We start from the raw sequence: 15,304 nt of genomic DNA, 5'->3' as shown, positions 1-15,304 counted from the left end.
CTGGAGGAAGCCATGACCGCCGTCCGAGAGATCCGCCTGAAGAGCCGCCCGAATGGCGTGCCGACCCACGACAATTTCGAGCTGGCCACCGTCGACCTGCCCGCGCCCGGGCCGGGGGAGGTGCAGGTGAAGAACCTCTGGATGACGGTCGACCCCTACATGCGCGGCCGCATGAACGACGTGAAGAGCTACGTGCCACCGTTCCAGCTCGGCGCGCCGCTGGAAGGCGGGGCCATCGGCGAGGTCACCCTCTCCAACGATCCGTCCCTGAAGCCTGGCGATCTGGTGCAGTCCAACCTCGGCTGGCGCGAGGGCTTCAACGCCCCGGCCGCCAGCGTGCAGAAGCTGGAGACCGCCGGCCTGCCGCCCCAGGCCTTCCTCGGCGCGGCGGGGATGCCGGGCCTGACCGCCTACGCGGGCCTGCTGCGCGTCGCGGCGCTGAAGGACGGCGACATCGTCTTCGTGTCGGGCGCGGCGGGCGCCGTGGGCTCGATGGTGGTGCAGATCGCCAAGGCCAAGGGGCACACGGTCATCGGTTCGGCCGGCGGGGCGGAGAAGGTCGCCTTCCTGAAGGAGATCGGCTGTGACGAGGTCATCGACTACAAGGCCGAGAAGGACCTGACCGCCGCCCTCCTCCGCGCCGCGCCCAAGGGCATCGACGTCTATTTCGACAACGTCGGCGGCGAGCACCTGGAAGCCGCCCTGGCAGCGGCCCGGCCCTTCGCGCGCTTCGCCCTCTGCGGCGCGATCTCGATGTACAACGCCACCGAGCTCCCGCCCGGCCCGCGCAACCTGGTCCAGATGGTCGGCAAGCAGCTCCGCATGGAAGGCTTCATCGTCTCCACCCACTGGGACATGATGGCCGACTATCACCGCGAGCTCGGCCAATGGGTCAAGGAAGGCAAGGTCACCTGGCGCGAGACCGTGAAGGAGGGGATCGAGAAGGCCCCCGACGCCTTCGTCGGCCTGTTCAAGGGCGAGAACCTCGGCAAGATGCTGGTCAAGCTCGCCTGACGGTTGGACCACCCGGGATGAGGGCGTAGAAAGCCCTCATCCTCCCCCCGAGTTATCCTGGAGTTTGGCCGTGCCGCGCCTGTTCAGCGCCTATGTGATCGTCGACTGGAGCGCCGCGGCCAAGCCGACGACGGGGGCCGATTCCATCTGGATCGGCGTGCTGAAGCGCGACATCCGCTTCCGCATGGCCTTCGAGAGCTACAATCCCTCGACCCGGGCCGAGGCCGAGACGCGGCTGGCGGCCATCCTCGATGACCTGAAGAAGCGCGGCGAGCGGGCCTTGATCGGCTTCGACTTCCCGCTGGGCTTCCCGCGCGGCTTCGCGACGGCGTTGAACCTCCCGGGCGAGCAGCCTTGGCGCGCGACCTGGGACCAGCTCGCCAAGATGGTCAAGGACAAGGCCGACAACACCAACAACCGCTTCGGCGTGGGCTCCGAGATCAACCGGCGCCTGACCGGTGGCCCGTTCCCCTTCTGGGGCTGCCCGCCGAAGGACGCCCTCACCACCCTGCAGCCCAAGCGGACACGGAACCACGGGCCGGACGACCTGCCCGAGTTCCGTCATGGCGACCTGGCGGCCAAGGGCGCCGCCTCGATCTGGAAGCTCTACTACAACGGCTCGGTGGGAGGTCAGGCGATCCTGGGCATCCCGTTCGTGCGGCGCCTGAAGGACGCGCGCGGCGAGGCCGTGAAGGTCTGGCCGTTCGAGACGGGCTTCAAGGCGCTGACCGAGGCGGATCTCAACGGCGTTGAGGCCGTGGTGGCCGAGGTCTATCCGTCGATGCTGAAGCCGCAGGGCGCGCCCGGCGAGGTCAAGGACCTGACCCAGGTGCGCACGACCGCCGAGCACTTCGCCCGCCTGGATGAGGCGAACAAGCTGGGCGCCCTCTTCGCGCCGCCGAAGGACACCGCCGCCGACGTCGTGCTGGACGCCGAGCGCGAGGAGGGTTGGATCCTGGGTGCGGGCGTCTAGCGCTCGCGCCGGCTCAGCATCCAGAAGCGGCCCAGCAGCAGGCCGCCCGAGAGGAAGCTGGCGATCACCACCGCCCAGACGATGCCGTCGATGCCCATCTTCAGCGGGATCGCAAACCACCAGGCCAGCGGCGTCATCACCAGGATGTAGCTGGCGAGGTGCGTATAGGTGGGTAGCCACACGTCGCCCCGCGCCCTGAGCGCCTGGGCCGCGACCACCTGCAGGCAGTCCGGGAAGAAGAACAGGCAGGCCAGGACCAGAGCCGGCGCGGCCATCGCGATGGTCGCCGGATCGGTGGTGTAGCCCTGGGCGATCAGACCCGCGGTCGGCCAGATGGCGAGTGAAATAATCAGCCCGAACACGCCGGTCACCGCGAACGCTACGGCGCCGGCCCGGTTCACGCCCGCGGGGTCGCGCGCGCCATAGGCCTTGCCGACCAGGACCGCGGCCCCCGTCGCCAGGCCGAGCGGCACCATGAAGACGATCGCCGCCACGTTCAGGACGATCGCCCAGGCGGCGACGGCCAGGCCGCTGATCCAGCCGGCGATGACGTTCATGCTGGCGAAGGCGGAGACTTCCAGGAAGTTCGAGACGCCCGCGCCGTAGCCGATCCGCCGCTGCTCGGTGGCGGCGGCTCGGTCCGGCTCCGGCTTCGTGAACACGCCGAGCGCCCGCGCCTCCCCCATGCGGACGATGAAGCCCAGCATCGCCAGGGCCAGGAAGGTCCGCGCGCCGAAGGTGGCCCAGGCCGCGCCCACGGCCCCGCCAGCGGGCAGGCCGAAGGTTCCGGGCACGAACAGCAGCACCAGGGCCAGGTTGACGACATTGGCCGCCCACATGGCGGTGGCCGCCGGTCCCGGCCGGGACAACCCCTCCAGCCAGAAGCTGCACGCGACGCTGATCGCGTAACCGGTGAGGGACAGGGCGAAGACCAGCAGCGCCCGGCTGGCGCCGTCCGCCAGATCCTTCTCCAGGCCGATCGCATGCAGGAACGGCGGGCCAACCGCGGCCAGGACCGCCGTCGAGACCAGGCCGATCCAGAAGCTGTAGACGAGGCCACGCCGGAGCACCGCGCCGGTCTTGTCCCGCCGCCCCTCGCCCACGGCGCGGGCAGTCATCACCTGCACGCCCGTGAGCAGGCCGACGACGGCGGTCAGCACCACGCTGGTCGGGGCCCAGCCGAGGGCGTGATAGCCGAGCTCAGTCGCCGAATAGCGTCCGACGACCACGGCGTCGGTCAGCCCCATGGCCATGATGCCCAGGCGCGACAGCACCACCGGCCCCGACAGCGTCAGCAGGGTCGTGAGGTCCTTGCGGACAGGCGAAGGCTCTTGGGCCGCAGGGCGGTCCATGACGACGGGTCCCGGGTTTCAAAGAGGCGCGGAGACTGGCGCCCACCCAGACTTTGGGCAAGGGCCAGCTCCGCCGTTCCGGACTTCCGCCGGGCCTCCGTGACCCGCAGGGCACAGCTTGGATCAGCCGATGGCGTCGAGGTCGGTCTTCAGTTCTCGCGCCCAGACGCGCCCGTTCCGGCAGGCCGCGATGAAGGCCTTGCCGCCATCCGCCACGCCGACGAAGCCCTCGTCCAGCTCCGCTAGGGAGAGCCCCGCCTTCTCGAAGAACGGCAGGGCCGCCTCGGTGTGGCCGATCACCTTGCAGTGGGCGAAGGCGTCGTTGATGAAGTCCTTCGCCGGCTTGTCCATGCTGAGCAGTTCCGCCCCCTCTGGCGAGAGCAGGACCGCGACGGCGTCGTAGAGCACCGACGGCCCGCCATCGATCTTCTGCTTGGCCGGCTGCAGCGCCCCGTCATCCAGCACCGCGCCCCCGACCTTCGGGGCGATGATCTCATAGACCGCGCCCTCGGCCTCGATCGCGGCGACCAGCGACGCCAGCAGGTCGGACGGCGACCCATCGGCGATCAGGATGCCGACCTTGCGGCCGCGGAAGCTGGGCGGCAGGCGCTTCAGGATGCTGAGCGGGTCGGACGGCGCCAGATCGGCCACCACCGGCCTTGCCGGCGGCAGGGCCTCGGGGATGGCGGCCAGGCCAAGACCATTCGCCACCCTCGCCGCCAGCCCCTCGTCGATGTTGCGCAGGTGCGCCACCATGCGCGCCCGGATGTCGGGACGCTCGCACTTGCTGAGCTCGAAGACCAAGGCGTCGCCGATGTGCTTCTGCTCCACCGGAAGCTGGCTCAGGTAGAACTGCCGGGCCTGACTGTAATGATCGGCGAAGCTCTCGGACCGCACCTGCCGCATCTCGCCGGCTTCCGCGGCGGGGAAGTGCGGATAGCCGCGGGTCGGGCACTCGCGCGGACCGCCCCAGCTGTTCGGCTCGTAGTTCACGCGGCCCACCGGGTTCCGCATGGCCATGTGGCCATCCTGCTGGAAATTCATCACGGGACAGCGCGGGGCGTTCACCGGGATATGGGTGAAGTTCGGGCTGCCCAGGCGCTTCAGCTGGGTGTCGAGATACGAGAAGTTCCGCCCCTGCAGCAGCGGGTCGTTGGTGAATCCGATGCCGGGGACGACGTTCTGGGTGCAGAAGGCGACCTGCTCCGTCTCGGCGAAGAAGTTGTCCACGGTCTGGTCCAAGACCAGCCGGCCCACGATCCGGATCGGAACCAGCTCCTCCGGGATGAGCTTGGTGGGATCCAGGATGTCGAACGGGAAGCTGTCGGCGAAGGCGTCGTCGAACACCTGCACGCCGAGCTCCCATTCCGGCGGATCGCCCAGCTTGATCGCATCCCACAGGTCCCGGCGGTGGAAGTCCGGGTCGGCGCCGTTGATCTTCACCGCCTCGTTCCACAACACCGACTGCAGGCCCAGCTTGGGCTTCCAGTGGAACTTGACGAAAGACGACCGCCCCTGGGCGTCGATGAACCGGAAGGTGTGGACGCCGAAACCCTCCATGAACCGGAACGATCGCGGGATCGCCCGATCCGACATGGTCCACATGATCATGTGCATGGACTCGGGCGTGAGCGTGATGAAGTCCCAGAAGTTGTCGTGCGCCGTCTGGGCCTGGGGGAAGTCCCGGTCCGGCGCCTGCTTGGCGGCGTGGACCACATCGGGGAACTTGATGGCGTCCTGGATGAAGAACACCGGGATGTTGTTGCCGACCAGGTCCCAGTTGCCCTCCTTCGTGTAGAACTTCACCGCGAAGCCCCGGACGTCGCGGGCTAGGTCGAAGGAGCCCTTGTTGCCGGCGACCGTCGAGAAGCGGACGAAGACCTCGGTCTTCTCCCCCACCCGCTGGAACAGGTCGGCGCGGGTCACGTCGGCGAGCGACTGCGTGGTTTCGAAGTAGCCGCGGACGCCGAAGCCGCGGGCGTGAACCACCCGCTCGGGGATCCGCTCATGGTCGAAGTGGAACAGCTTCTCCCGGAAGTGGAAGTCCTCGATCAACGAGGGGCCACGAGGGCCGACTTTCAGCGTGTTCTGGTCGTCGGCGACCGGCACGCCCTGCTGGGTGGTCAGGACCGGCGTATCGCCCTCGGCGCGCTGGTGCGTCTCGCCGCCCGAACCCGGATTGCGGCGGTCATAGATGTCGTTGGACATGTGAGCATCCCTCCTGTCCCCCGCCCAACTGCCGCCGGACGAAGAAGTTCAGGGGGGAGCCGCCGAAATCGGCGCTGACGGCGTCCCGGGCCACGGCAGCGCCGCCGCCCGGGAAACCTCGCGTCAGATATTGGCCGCCACGCGGTCGGCCAGGTCGACCCGGTCGTCCTTCAGCTTCTCGGCCACCAGGAACGCCAGTTCCAGGGCCTGCTCGCCGTTCAGCCGCGGATCGCAGTGGGTGTGGTAGCGGTCGCCGAGCTCGCCCTCGGTCAGCGCGCGGGCGCCGCCCAGGCACTCGGTGACGTTCTGCCCCGTCATCTCCAGGTGCACGCCGCCGGGATGGACCCCCTCGGCCTTGCATATGTCGACGAAGGACTTCACCTCCGAGAGGATGCGGTCGAACGGCCGGGTCTTGAAGCCGGTGTTGGCCGTCAGGGTGTTGCCGTGCATCGGGTCGATGGCCCAGACGACGGTCCGGCCCGAAGCCTTCACCGCGCGCAGCAGGTTCGGCAGCCGCTGCTCGATCTTGTCGTAGCCGAAGCGGCCGTACAGCGTCAGGCGGCCTGGCTCGTCCCGCGGGTTCAGGGTGTCGATGAGGCGCAGCAGTTCGTCCGACTCCAGCGTCGGGCCGACCTTCACGCCGATCGGGTTCCTGATGCCGCGGAAGAACTCCACGTGCGCCCCGTCGAGCTGGCGGGTGCGCTCGCCGATCCACAGCAGGTGGGCCGAGGTGTCGTACCACTCGCCCGAGGTGCTATCGACGCGGGTCATCGCCTCCTCGAAGCCCAGCAGCAGGCCTTCGTGCGAGGTGAAGAACTCCACCCGGTGCATCTCGGGGTGGGTCTCGGGCGTGACGCCGATGGCCGCCATGAAGGTCAGGGCCTCGGAGATCTTTTCCGACAGTTCGCGGTATCGCGCCCCCTGCGGGCTGTCATTCACGAAGCCCAGGGTCCAGCGATGGATGTTGTAGAGGTCGGCATAGCCGCCGCCCGCGAAGGCGCGCAGCAGGTTCAGCGTCGCCGACGACTGGCTGTAGGCCTGGATCAGGCGCTGCGGGTCCGGCGTGCGGCTCTCCGGGGTGAAGTCCATCCCGTTGATGTTGTCGCCCCGGTAGCTAGGCAGCTCCACGCCGTCGACCGTCTCCACCGGCGACGAGCGCGGCTTGCCGAACTGGCCGGCCATGCGGCCGACCTTAACCACCGGCTTGCCGCCGGCGAAGGTCAGCACCACCGCCATCTGCAGGATCAGGCGGAAGGTGTCGCGGATGTTGTCCGCGTGGAATTCCTTGAAGCTCTCGGCGCAGTCGCCGCCCTGGAGCAGGAAGGCCTTGCCGGCCGCAACGTCGCCGAGGAGACCCTTCAGGCGGCGCGCCTCGCCCGCAAACACCAGCGGCGGCATCTTCCGAAGGGTGGTCTCGACTCGCGACAGCTCGGCCATGTCCGGATAGTCGGACGGGATGTGCTTCGCGGGCTTCGATCTCCAGGATGCGGGCGTCCAGTGTTGGGTCATCGTGTTGCACTCGGAAACCGCCTGACGTTAGGCGGGCCGGGCGTTTTAACGACATTGCGGCGCAGCGTCGATTCCCCGCGGCCTAGCTGCGACGAGACGTATCCTCTGCGTCACCCAGCGCCCCGGTCACAGCCACCAGGGCGCCCAGCGCCAGCCACCACTCCTGCCAGACCCCGAAGCTGATCAGGCCGAAGAACACGTAGACCGCTGCCGAGCCGACGGTCGCCGCGGCCAGCAGGCCGCGCTCGTCACGGGCCAGCCGCCGGAAGGCGAAGATCCAGATCAGCCCGGCAAGCACCGCACCCAGCAGCCCCAGCTCGAGCCAGAGCTGTAGCGGGCCGTTGTGCGGATGAAGCTGGATGTGCGGGCTGAACGCCCGGCTGGCGTCCAGGCCCCAGCCGCGCCAGGGGTGCGCGCCGATCTGGGCGGTGGCGTACATCCAGTAGCTCATGCGTTCCGCCCACGAGAGTGGCAGGCTGACGCGCAGCCCGAGGCCTGCCATCAGCAGGAAGACCAGGGGCATGAGGATGATCCCGGCGGCCGTGGCGAGGCCCATCGCGGGCGGCGCTGAGCGCGGCCAAATCCAGGCCAGCGCTCCGGCGAGGATCGCCAGCCCCACGGCGATCGTCGGGGCGTCCGAGAGGAACCGGCTGGCCAGGATCGCCGTCCCCAGCGCCATCGGGATCGCCAGCGCCTTCGGGGCGCCCGCCCGCGCCCCGGCCGCGGCCGCCACGGGCCACAGCAGCGCCAGGACGAAGCTGCCCTGGGCGATGTTCTTGCGGCCGAGGTCGGGCCGGATGGGGTCGCCGATCGCCTGACGCAGGCCGAGGTAGAGCGCGCCGCCGGTGAAGGCCTCGATCAGCAGCACCACGCCATAAGCCGCCAAGCCCCAGGCCAGAACCTTCAACGCCAGCCGCCGCAGGGCCGGATCGGCCCGCCGCGCGCCGCACCAGGCCGCCCAGTAAAGCGGGATCTGCAGGAAGAGCTTGAGGGCGACGCTGTCCTCCAGCGCCGGGCGATGCGGGCTCCACAGGGTCGACAGAGACGCCCAGGCGGAGGCCACGAGCAGGACGATGGCCAGCGGCCTTTCCTGGGGTCCGATCCTGAGGGCCGGTAGGCACAGCAGCCCCGCGAGACCGACCACCGGCGCAAAGCTGATCGGGCTGAGCCAGGCGAGCAGCGGCGTCAGGCCGGCCAGGCCCACCAGCACCCAGCCGCACCAGGCCCCCAGCCGGTCGCGGATCTCGCCTGCCGCTTCGCTCATACCTGCCCCATACGGGGCTTCGGAGGTTTAGGCCACCTGACCCATGGCGGGCGGGATATGCTTCTCGCGCATGGTGACGAGCTCCTCGGCCAGGGTCGGGTGCACGGCGCAGGTGGAATCCCACTGCGGCTTGGTCGCGCCCATCTTCAGGGCCACCGCCGCCATCTGGATGATCTCGGGCGCGTCGGGGCCGACGATGTGGCAGCCGAGGATCTTCTCGCTGCCCTGCTCCACCACCAGCTTCATGAGGGTGCGCTGCTGGCCGCCGTAGAAGGTCTCCTTCATGGCGCGGAACTTGGCCATGTAGATGTCCACCTTGCCGTGGTGCTGGCGGCGCGCGTCGGCTTCCGACAGCCCCACCGTCCCGACCGGCGGCTGGGTGAACACCGCCGCGGCCACCATCTCGTGGTCGAAGCTCATGGGCGTGCCGTGGAACTCGGTGCGGGCGAAGGCCTCGCCCTCGCGGATGGCCACCGGCGTCAGGTTGATGCGGTTGGTGACGTCGCCCACGGCCCAGATGTTCTCGACGTTGGAGCGCGAGAAGGCGTCCACCTTCACCGCGCCGTTCTCGGCCAGTTCCACCCCCGCCTCGGCCAGCCCGAGCCCCTCGGTGTAGGGCTCGCGGCCCAGGGCGAACATGACCACGTCGGACTCGACGCCGTGGCCGCCCGTGCAGTGACTGACGAGCCCCATGGCGGTCTTCTCGATGCGGGCGTGCTGGGTCCCCAGCATCACCTTGACGCCGGCCTGCTTCAGCTCCTCGGCCACGTGGATACGGACGTCATCGTCGAAGCCGCGCAGCACGTTCGGGCCCCGGTGCACCACCGTCGTATCCACGCCGAGACCATTGAAGATGCAGGCGAACTCCAGCGCGATATAGCCGCCGCCGGCGATCACGATCCGCTTCGGGAGCTGTTCCAGGTGGAACGCCTCGTTCGAGGTGATCGCATGCTCCACGCCCGGCAGGTCAGCCGGCATCCACGGGCGCCCGCCGGTGGCGATAAGGATCTTGTCGGCAGTCACCGTGCCCACGCCCTCGATCTCGACGGTGTGCCGGTCCTTCAGCCGCGCCTTGCCGTGCACCAGCTCGCAGCCGGCGTTCTGCAGGTTGCGGACATAGATCCCCGACAGCCGGGCGATCTCCTTGTCCTTGTCCATCAGGAAGCGCGGCCAGTCGAAGCGCGTCTCGCCGATTTCCCAGCCATAGCCCCGCGCTGTCTCGAAAGCCTTCGAGAATTCAGAGGCGTAGACCATGAACTTCTTGGGCACGCAGCCGCGGATGACGCAGGTTCCGCCGACGCGATGCTCCTCGGCCACCGCCACCCGGGCGCCGCTCATGGCCGCCACACGGGCCGCGCGCACGCCGCCAGAGCCGGCGCCGATGACGAAGAGGTCGTAGTCCGCCAAGGGACACTCCTTACGGTTCGAGTTCGATCACCCCGTCCGGCGTGCCGATCAGGGCCCGGTCGGCCAGGTCGAGGAACAGGCCATGGTCCACGACGCCAGTGACGCTCTTCAGCGCCGCCGCCAGGACCGCAGGCTCCTCGATCCGGCCGCAGTGGGCGTCATAGATAAGGTTGCCGCCGTCGGTTCTCACCGGTTCGCCGTCCTTGCGGCGCAGCGCCGGCGCAATGCCGATGTCGCACTCGGCCAGGGCGTCGCAGATCCGCAGCGCCGTGGTCTTGTGTCCGAACGCCACGACCTCGATCGGCAGGGGGAATTTTCCCAGCGTCTTCACCTGCTTGGCCGCATCGGCGATGACGACGCAGGACTTCGAGGCCTCCCAGACCAGCTTCTCGCGAAGCAGCGCCGCGCCGCCGCCCTTGATCAGCGACAGGCCCGGCCCGACCTCGTCCGCCCCGTCGACGGTCAGATCGATGGCCCGGGTCTCGCCCAGTTCGCCGATCCGGATCCCGAGGCTGGTCGCCAGGTCGGCGGTGGCTTGCGACGTCGGGACGCCGATGATGTCCAGCTTGCGCGCGGCCAGGGCCTTCACGAACCAGGCGGCCGTCGAGCCGGTGCCGAGCCCCACCACCATGCCGCTTTGCACGAGGGCGGCCGCGGCCTCCCCTGCGGCCCTCTTCTGGGCGTCTGCGTCGTTCATTTGCTCTTCCCGGCCTTCCTGGCGGCCATCTTCTTGCGGAACTTCGCCGCCCAGCCTTCCTTCTCGGCCTGGCGACCACGGCCCAGCGCCAGGGCGTCGTCCGACACATCCTCGGTGATCACCGAGCCAGAGCCGGTGTAGGCCCCTGCCCCGATCCGCACCGGCGCCACGAGCGACGAATTCGAGCCGATGAACGCGCCGTCGCCCACATGGGTGTCGTATTTGAAGAAGCCGTCGTAGTTGCAGAAGATCGTCCCGGCGCCGATGTTCGCGCCCGCGCCCACCGTGCCGTCGCCCAGGTAGGCCAGGTGGTTGGCCTTGGCGCCCTTGCCGACCGTCACCTTCTTCACCTCGACGAAGTTGCCGATGTGGGCCTCCTCGCCGATGTCGGCGCCGGGCCGCAGCCGCGCGTAGGGCCCGATCAGCGCGCCTTCCCGCACCACGCAGCCCTCCAGGTGGCTGAACGCGCGGATCACCGCCGCGGTCTCCACCTTCACGCCGGGCGCGAAGACCACATAGGGCTCTACCGTCGCGCCGGCGGCGATCTCCGTGTCCCAGGCGAAGAACACCGTCTCGGGCGCGGTCATGGCGACACCCTCGGCCAGGAAGTGCGCCCGCCGGCGCTTCTGGAACTCGGCCTCGGCCTGACTGAGCTGCATCGGCGTGTCCGCGCCCATCACTGCCGTCTCGGGGGCGATATGCGCCCGCACCAGCTTCTCCTCCTTCACCGCCTCGGCGACGATGCCGGTGAGGAAGTATTCGTTCTTCGGGTTGTCGTTGGTCAGGCGCGACAGCCAGCGGAACAGGTCCTCGCGGCCAGCCAGGTACATGCCCGCGTTGCACAGCTTGACCTGCCTGACCTGCTCGCTCGCCTCGCTGGGCTCGACGATCCGCATCACGTGGCCGTCCGCGCCGCGGAGCACGCGCCCGTAGAGCAGCGGGTCCACCGGCTCGAACCCCAGCAGCGCCAGCGCCGCCCCGCCCCGTCGCAGGGTGAACAGCGGCTCCAGGTCCTGGGCGGTCAGAAGCGGCGGGTCGGCATTGACGATCAGCACGTCGCCGTCGAAGTCCGCCAGGGCGTCCTTGGCGCACAGCACGGCGTGGCCGGTGCCCATGGGCGGGTCCTGCACGACCACTGCCTGCGGGCCCAGGCGCTTCTCGACGAGCGCGCGGACCTCCGGGATCAGGCCCACCACCACGTGGATGCGGTCGCAGCCGGCCGCCTGCACCGTGTCGATGATGCGGTCCAGGAGGGTCCGGCCGCCCACCTTGTGCAGCACCTTAGGCGTGCGCGACTTCATCCGCGTGCCGTGGCCGGCGGCCATGATCACGGCGGCTCTGGCGGTCATTCGGCGCTCCTGGGATCAGATCGAGTCTCGGGTGTCGCCCCCGCTTAGCAAGCCTTGTGGCGGCGCGCGACACATGGCTAGCGTGCCGCCCTTCCAGTCGGGGAAATCTCCATGCCGTCTCGCTCGCGTCTCGCCGCCCTTCTTGCCGCCACCGCCCTCGCCGCGCTGGCGCCGGCCGCCGCCCAGTCCGCCGACGCGGCGCTGGAGGCGAAGTTCGACGCGGCCATCGATCCGGCCGAGATGGGCGCCTGGCTGAAGACAATGTCCGCCGAGCCGATCCACGTCGGCGCGCCGCACAACAGGAAGAACGCGGAGATGACCCTGGCCCAGTTCAAGGCCTGGGGCTGGGATGCGAAGATCGAGACCATTCCCGTGCTCTATCCGACGCCCAAGGAGGTCTCGCTCGAGCTGGTGGCCGGGGCCGGCGCGCCGTTCAAGGCCACGCTGACCGAGGCGCCCGTGGCGGGCGACGAGAGCTCGGCCCGCACCAAGGATCAGCTGCCCGCCTATGTCGCCTTCCAGGGCGACGGCGACGTCACCGCCCCGGTCGTCTACGTGAACTACGGTCTTCCCGCCGACTACGAGGCGCTGGCCCGGCTGGGCGTGTCGGTGAAGGGCAAGATCGTGATCGCCCGCTACGGCCAGGGCTGGCGCGGCCTGAAGCCGAAGCTGGCGCAGGAGCAGGGCGCGGTCGGCGCGATCATCTACTCCGACCCGCGAGAGGACGGCTACGCGGTCGAGGACGTCTATCCGGCGGGTCCTGCGCGCCCGCCGCAGGGCTTCCAGCGCGGTTCGGTCGCGGACATGACCATCTTCCCGGGCGACCCGACGACGCCAGGCTACGGCTCGTCCGAGGACGGCAAGCGGATGAGCCGCGAGGAGAGCCCCGCGATCCTGAAGATCCCGACGCTGCCGATCTCCTACGGCGACGCCCAGGTGATCCTGAAGGCGCTGGACGGTCCGGTCGCGCCGGCTTCGTTCCGCGGCGCCCTGCCCCTGACCTACCACGTGGGCGGCGGGGAGGCGGCGAAGGTCCGCCTGAAGGTCCTCTCCGACTGGAGCCTGAAACCGGCCCACAACGTGGTCGCCACCCTCAAGGGCAAGACGAGGCCGAACGAGTGGGTGCTGCGCGGCAACCACCGCGACGGCTGGGTCTTCGGCGCCACGGACCCGCTCTCGGGCCACGTGGCCATGATGGCCGAGGCCAAGGCCCTGGGCGCGCTCTACAAGGCCGGCTGGCGGCCCGACCGGACCATCGTCTACCTCTCGTGGGACGCCGAAGAACCCCTGCTGCTGGGCTCAACCGAATGGGCCGAGACCCACGCCGCGGAGCTGAAGAAGAAGGGCCTCGTCTACATCAACTCCGACTCCAACGGCCGGGGCTTCCTGGATGTTGGCGGCAGCCATGCGCTGCAGCGCTTCGTCAACGAGGTGGCGACCGACGTTAAGGACCCGCAGACGGGCGTCTCGGTGCGAGACCGCGCCCGGGCCGGCCTGACGGTCCAGGGCGAGGCGCCCGGCGCCAGCGCCCGAGCCGTGGCGCGGGGCAAGATCGCCGCCGACCCGGCCCGCGACCTGCCCCTCGATCCGCTGGGCTCGGGTTCGGACTATTCCGCCTTCCTGCAGCACCTGGGCCTCGCGACCCTGAACGTGGGCTTCGGCGGCGAGGGTGACTCCGGCGGCGTCTACCACTCGGCCTACGACACCTACGAGCACCACAGCCGCTTCGTGGATCCCGGCCACGCCTACGCCGGCGCGCTCGCCAAGGTGGCCGGCCGTATGGTGCTCCGGATGGCCGACGCCGATACGCCGGTCCAGCGGTATGGCGACCTCGCCGACACGGTCGCGGTCTATCTCGACGAGGTGAAGAAGCTCGCCGATACCACGCGCGATCAGGCCCAGACCCGCGCCCGGCTGCTGGCGGCGGGCGCCTACAGGCTGGCCGACGACCCGACGATCCCCCGGGGCGACCCGCCCGCGCTGCCGGCCTCGCCTGCCCTGGACTTCGCCCCCATGGACGCCAGTCTGGCGAAGCTCAAGGCCAGCGCGGCGGCCTTCGACCAGGCCCTCGCCGCCAAGGGCGCCACTCTGGGCGCCGCGCAGCGGAAGAAGCTGGACGCCCTGCTGCTGACCCAGGAGCAGCGCCTCCTGCGCGACAAGGGCCTGCCCTTCCGCGCCTGGTACAAGCACATGATCTACGCCCCCGGCCGCTTCACCGGCTACGGCGCCAAGACCTTGCCGGGCATCCGCGAGGCGATCGAGGAGCGCCGGTTCGAAGACGCCACCACCTACATCGCCCTCACCTCCGAGGCCCTGACGGACTATGCGGCCGGCCTCGACGCGGCGACGGCGGTGGTCAATGGCGGCTGACGCTTCGCTCAAAGGGGCCGTCGTCGCCTTCGACCTCGATGGCACCCTGGTCGACACGGCCCCCGACCTGATCGGCACGCTCAACGTGCTGCTGAAGGACGAGGGCCTGCCGGTCCTGCCGCTTGCCGACGCCCGTCCATTTATCGGCCGCGGCGCGCGGTGGATGATCGAGCGCGGCTTCGAGGCGGCGGGCGAGCACCTGCATCCGACGCGCTCGCAGGCGCTGTTTGAGCGCTTCATCCTCCACTACCGCGAGCGGATCGCCGACGAGAGCCGGCCCTTCCCCGGCTGCGAGGCGGCGCTCGACACCCTCGCCGCCGCGGGCGCCCGGCTTTGCGTCTGCACCAACAAGCGCACCGACCTCTCGATCGCCCTCCTGGAGCGCCTGGACCTCGCGCGCCGCTTCGACGCCATCGTCGGGGCCGACATGGCCCCCGCGATCAAGCCCGACCCGCGCCACCTTCAGGTCGCCGTGGACGCCGTGGGCGGCGATCTCGGGCGCACCATCATGGTCGGCGACGCCGCGACCGACGCCGGCGCGGCCCGGGGCGCCGGGGCCGGCCTGATCCTGGTCAGCTTCGGCTACACCGAGATCCCCGTGGCCGACCTCGACCCTGACGAACTCATCCACAGTTTTGACGACCTGCCGAGTGCGTGCCTGCGGCTCCTGACCGCTTGCGGCCCGCGATCCGGTCGGCTATAGCCCCCGCCTTCCCGCGCCGCGAGGCGTGGCCGGCGGATGCGTAGCTCAGCGGGAGAGCACCTCGTTCACACCGAGGGGGTCACAGGTTCAATCCCTGTCGCATCCACCATTTTCTCCCAGAAAATTCAGCGATTTACCACTTCGACTCCCACTCAGGCGGATTGTGCGGTCGTTTAGGGGGGCAATAGGGGGGCAGAGAAGCTGCCGTTGGGAGCCCCCTGCGAATCGGCTGTGACGGCTGGAGGGTGTTCGCCTCCTACCCGCATTGCATCGCGAGCGCAGACAAGGACATCGAAACCACCCCGACGACGACGCTCTCGCCGATCGTAGACCCGGCAGGACTCAAATTTCCCTCGGTGATTGCTCTATTGGAACGCCACGTACCAACACTGCTACCAACGCGTCCCGCTGCGCCATGATTCAGAGCTCCGCTTGAACCGCACGGGACGAGGATTCTC

General features: G+C 69.5%; 11 protein-coding genes and 1 tRNA gene. 5 read left to right on the top strand and 7 right to left on the bottom strand.

The annotated features are described in order from the left end of the window. Positions 1-12 precede the first annotated feature (12 nt). Positions 13-1,014, top strand: coding sequence for an NADP-dependent oxidoreductase (locus DJ019_RS20115; protein ID WP_111278579.1), 1,002 nt, complete (start codon positions 13-15; stop codon positions 1,012-1,014). Positions 1,015-1,084: 70 nt separating this feature from the next. After that, positions 1,085-1,987 (top strand): cobalamin biosynthesis protein CbiG, encoded by a 903-nt coding sequence (locus DJ019_RS20110; RefSeq protein ID WP_111278577.1) that lies wholly within the window; start codon positions 1,085-1,087, stop codon positions 1,985-1,987. Here DJ019_RS20110 and DJ019_RS20105 read toward each other — a convergent pair. The 7 genes from DJ019_RS20105 to glmU form a co-directional block, all read right to left on the bottom strand. Then, positions 1,984-3,339 carry an MATE family efflux transporter gene (locus DJ019_RS20105; RefSeq protein ID WP_111278575.1) on the bottom strand — a complete coding sequence of 452 codons (1,356 nt, stop codon included), beginning with the start codon at positions 3,337-3,339 and terminating at the stop codon, positions 1,984-1,986. The two genes, DJ019_RS20110 and DJ019_RS20105, sit on opposite strands and share 4 nt — an antisense overlap. A 123-nt stretch (positions 3,340-3,462) precedes the next feature. Next, a complete protein-coding gene (locus tag DJ019_RS20100) occupies positions 3,463-5,547 on the bottom strand; it encodes a catalase (RefSeq protein ID WP_111278573.1) in 2,085 nt (694 codons plus the stop codon). 123 nt (positions 5,548-5,670) lie between these two features. Next, the gene (locus tag DJ019_RS20095; protein ID WP_111278572.1) at positions 5,671-7,056 is read right to left on the bottom strand and encodes a class II 3-deoxy-7-phosphoheptulonate synthase; all 1,386 of its coding nucleotides are present in this window, start codon (positions 7,054-7,056) and stop codon (positions 5,671-5,673) included. 82 nt (positions 7,057-7,138) lie between these two features. Further along, positions 7,139-8,320 carry an O-antigen ligase family protein gene (locus DJ019_RS20090; protein WP_111278571.1) on the bottom strand — a complete coding sequence of 394 codons (1,182 nt, stop codon included), beginning with the start codon at positions 8,318-8,320 and terminating at the stop codon, positions 7,139-7,141. Positions 8,321-8,347: 27 nt separating this feature from the next. Next, the gene (gene gor, locus DJ019_RS20085; protein WP_111278569.1) at positions 8,348-9,727 is read right to left on the bottom strand and encodes a glutathione-disulfide reductase; all 1,380 of its coding nucleotides are present in this window, start codon (positions 9,725-9,727) and stop codon (positions 8,348-8,350) included. A 10-nt stretch (positions 9,728-9,737) separates the two neighbouring features. After that, positions 9,738-10,424 carry a ribose-5-phosphate isomerase RpiA gene (rpiA, locus tag DJ019_RS20080; protein WP_111278567.1) on the bottom strand — a complete coding sequence of 229 codons (687 nt, stop codon included), beginning with the start codon at positions 10,422-10,424 and terminating at the stop codon, positions 9,738-9,740. After that, a complete protein-coding gene (gene glmU, locus DJ019_RS20075; RefSeq protein WP_111278565.1) occupies positions 10,421-11,773 on the bottom strand; it encodes a bifunctional UDP-N-acetylglucosamine diphosphorylase/glucosamine-1-phosphate N-acetyltransferase GlmU in 1,353 nt (450 codons plus the stop codon). The genes rpiA and glmU overlap by 4 nt, the downstream gene beginning before the upstream one ends. Positions 11,774-11,884: 111 nt before the next feature. Here glmU and DJ019_RS20070 point away from each other — a divergent pair, with 111 nt between their 5' ends. The 3 genes from DJ019_RS20070 to DJ019_RS20060 all read left to right on the top strand — a co-directional run bounded on the left by DJ019_RS20070 (position 11,885) and on the right by DJ019_RS20060 (position 14,955). Further along, the gene (locus DJ019_RS20070; protein WP_111278563.1) at positions 11,885-14,143 is read left to right on the top strand and encodes a transferrin receptor-like dimerization domain-containing protein; all 2,259 of its coding nucleotides are present in this window, start codon (positions 11,885-11,887) and stop codon (positions 14,141-14,143) included. Beyond that, entirely contained in the window at positions 14,133-14,846 is a 714-nt protein-coding gene (gene gph / locus DJ019_RS20065; protein WP_111278561.1) for a phosphoglycolate phosphatase, read from the top strand. The genes DJ019_RS20070 and gph overlap by 11 nt, the downstream gene beginning before the upstream one ends. Before the next feature lie 34 nt (positions 14,847-14,880). Next, positions 14,881-14,955: transfer RNA gene (locus DJ019_RS20060), tRNA-Val, on the top strand. Positions 14,956-15,304: the final 349 nt, after the last annotated feature.

This window comes from Phenylobacterium kunshanense (assembly GCF_003254525.1).
Taxonomy (GTDB): Bacteria; Pseudomonadota; Alphaproteobacteria; order Caulobacterales; family Caulobacteraceae; genus Phenylobacterium; species Phenylobacterium kunshanense.
Note: the sequence above shows the minus strand (reverse complement) of the source record. Positions and strands in the feature narration are given on the sequence as shown.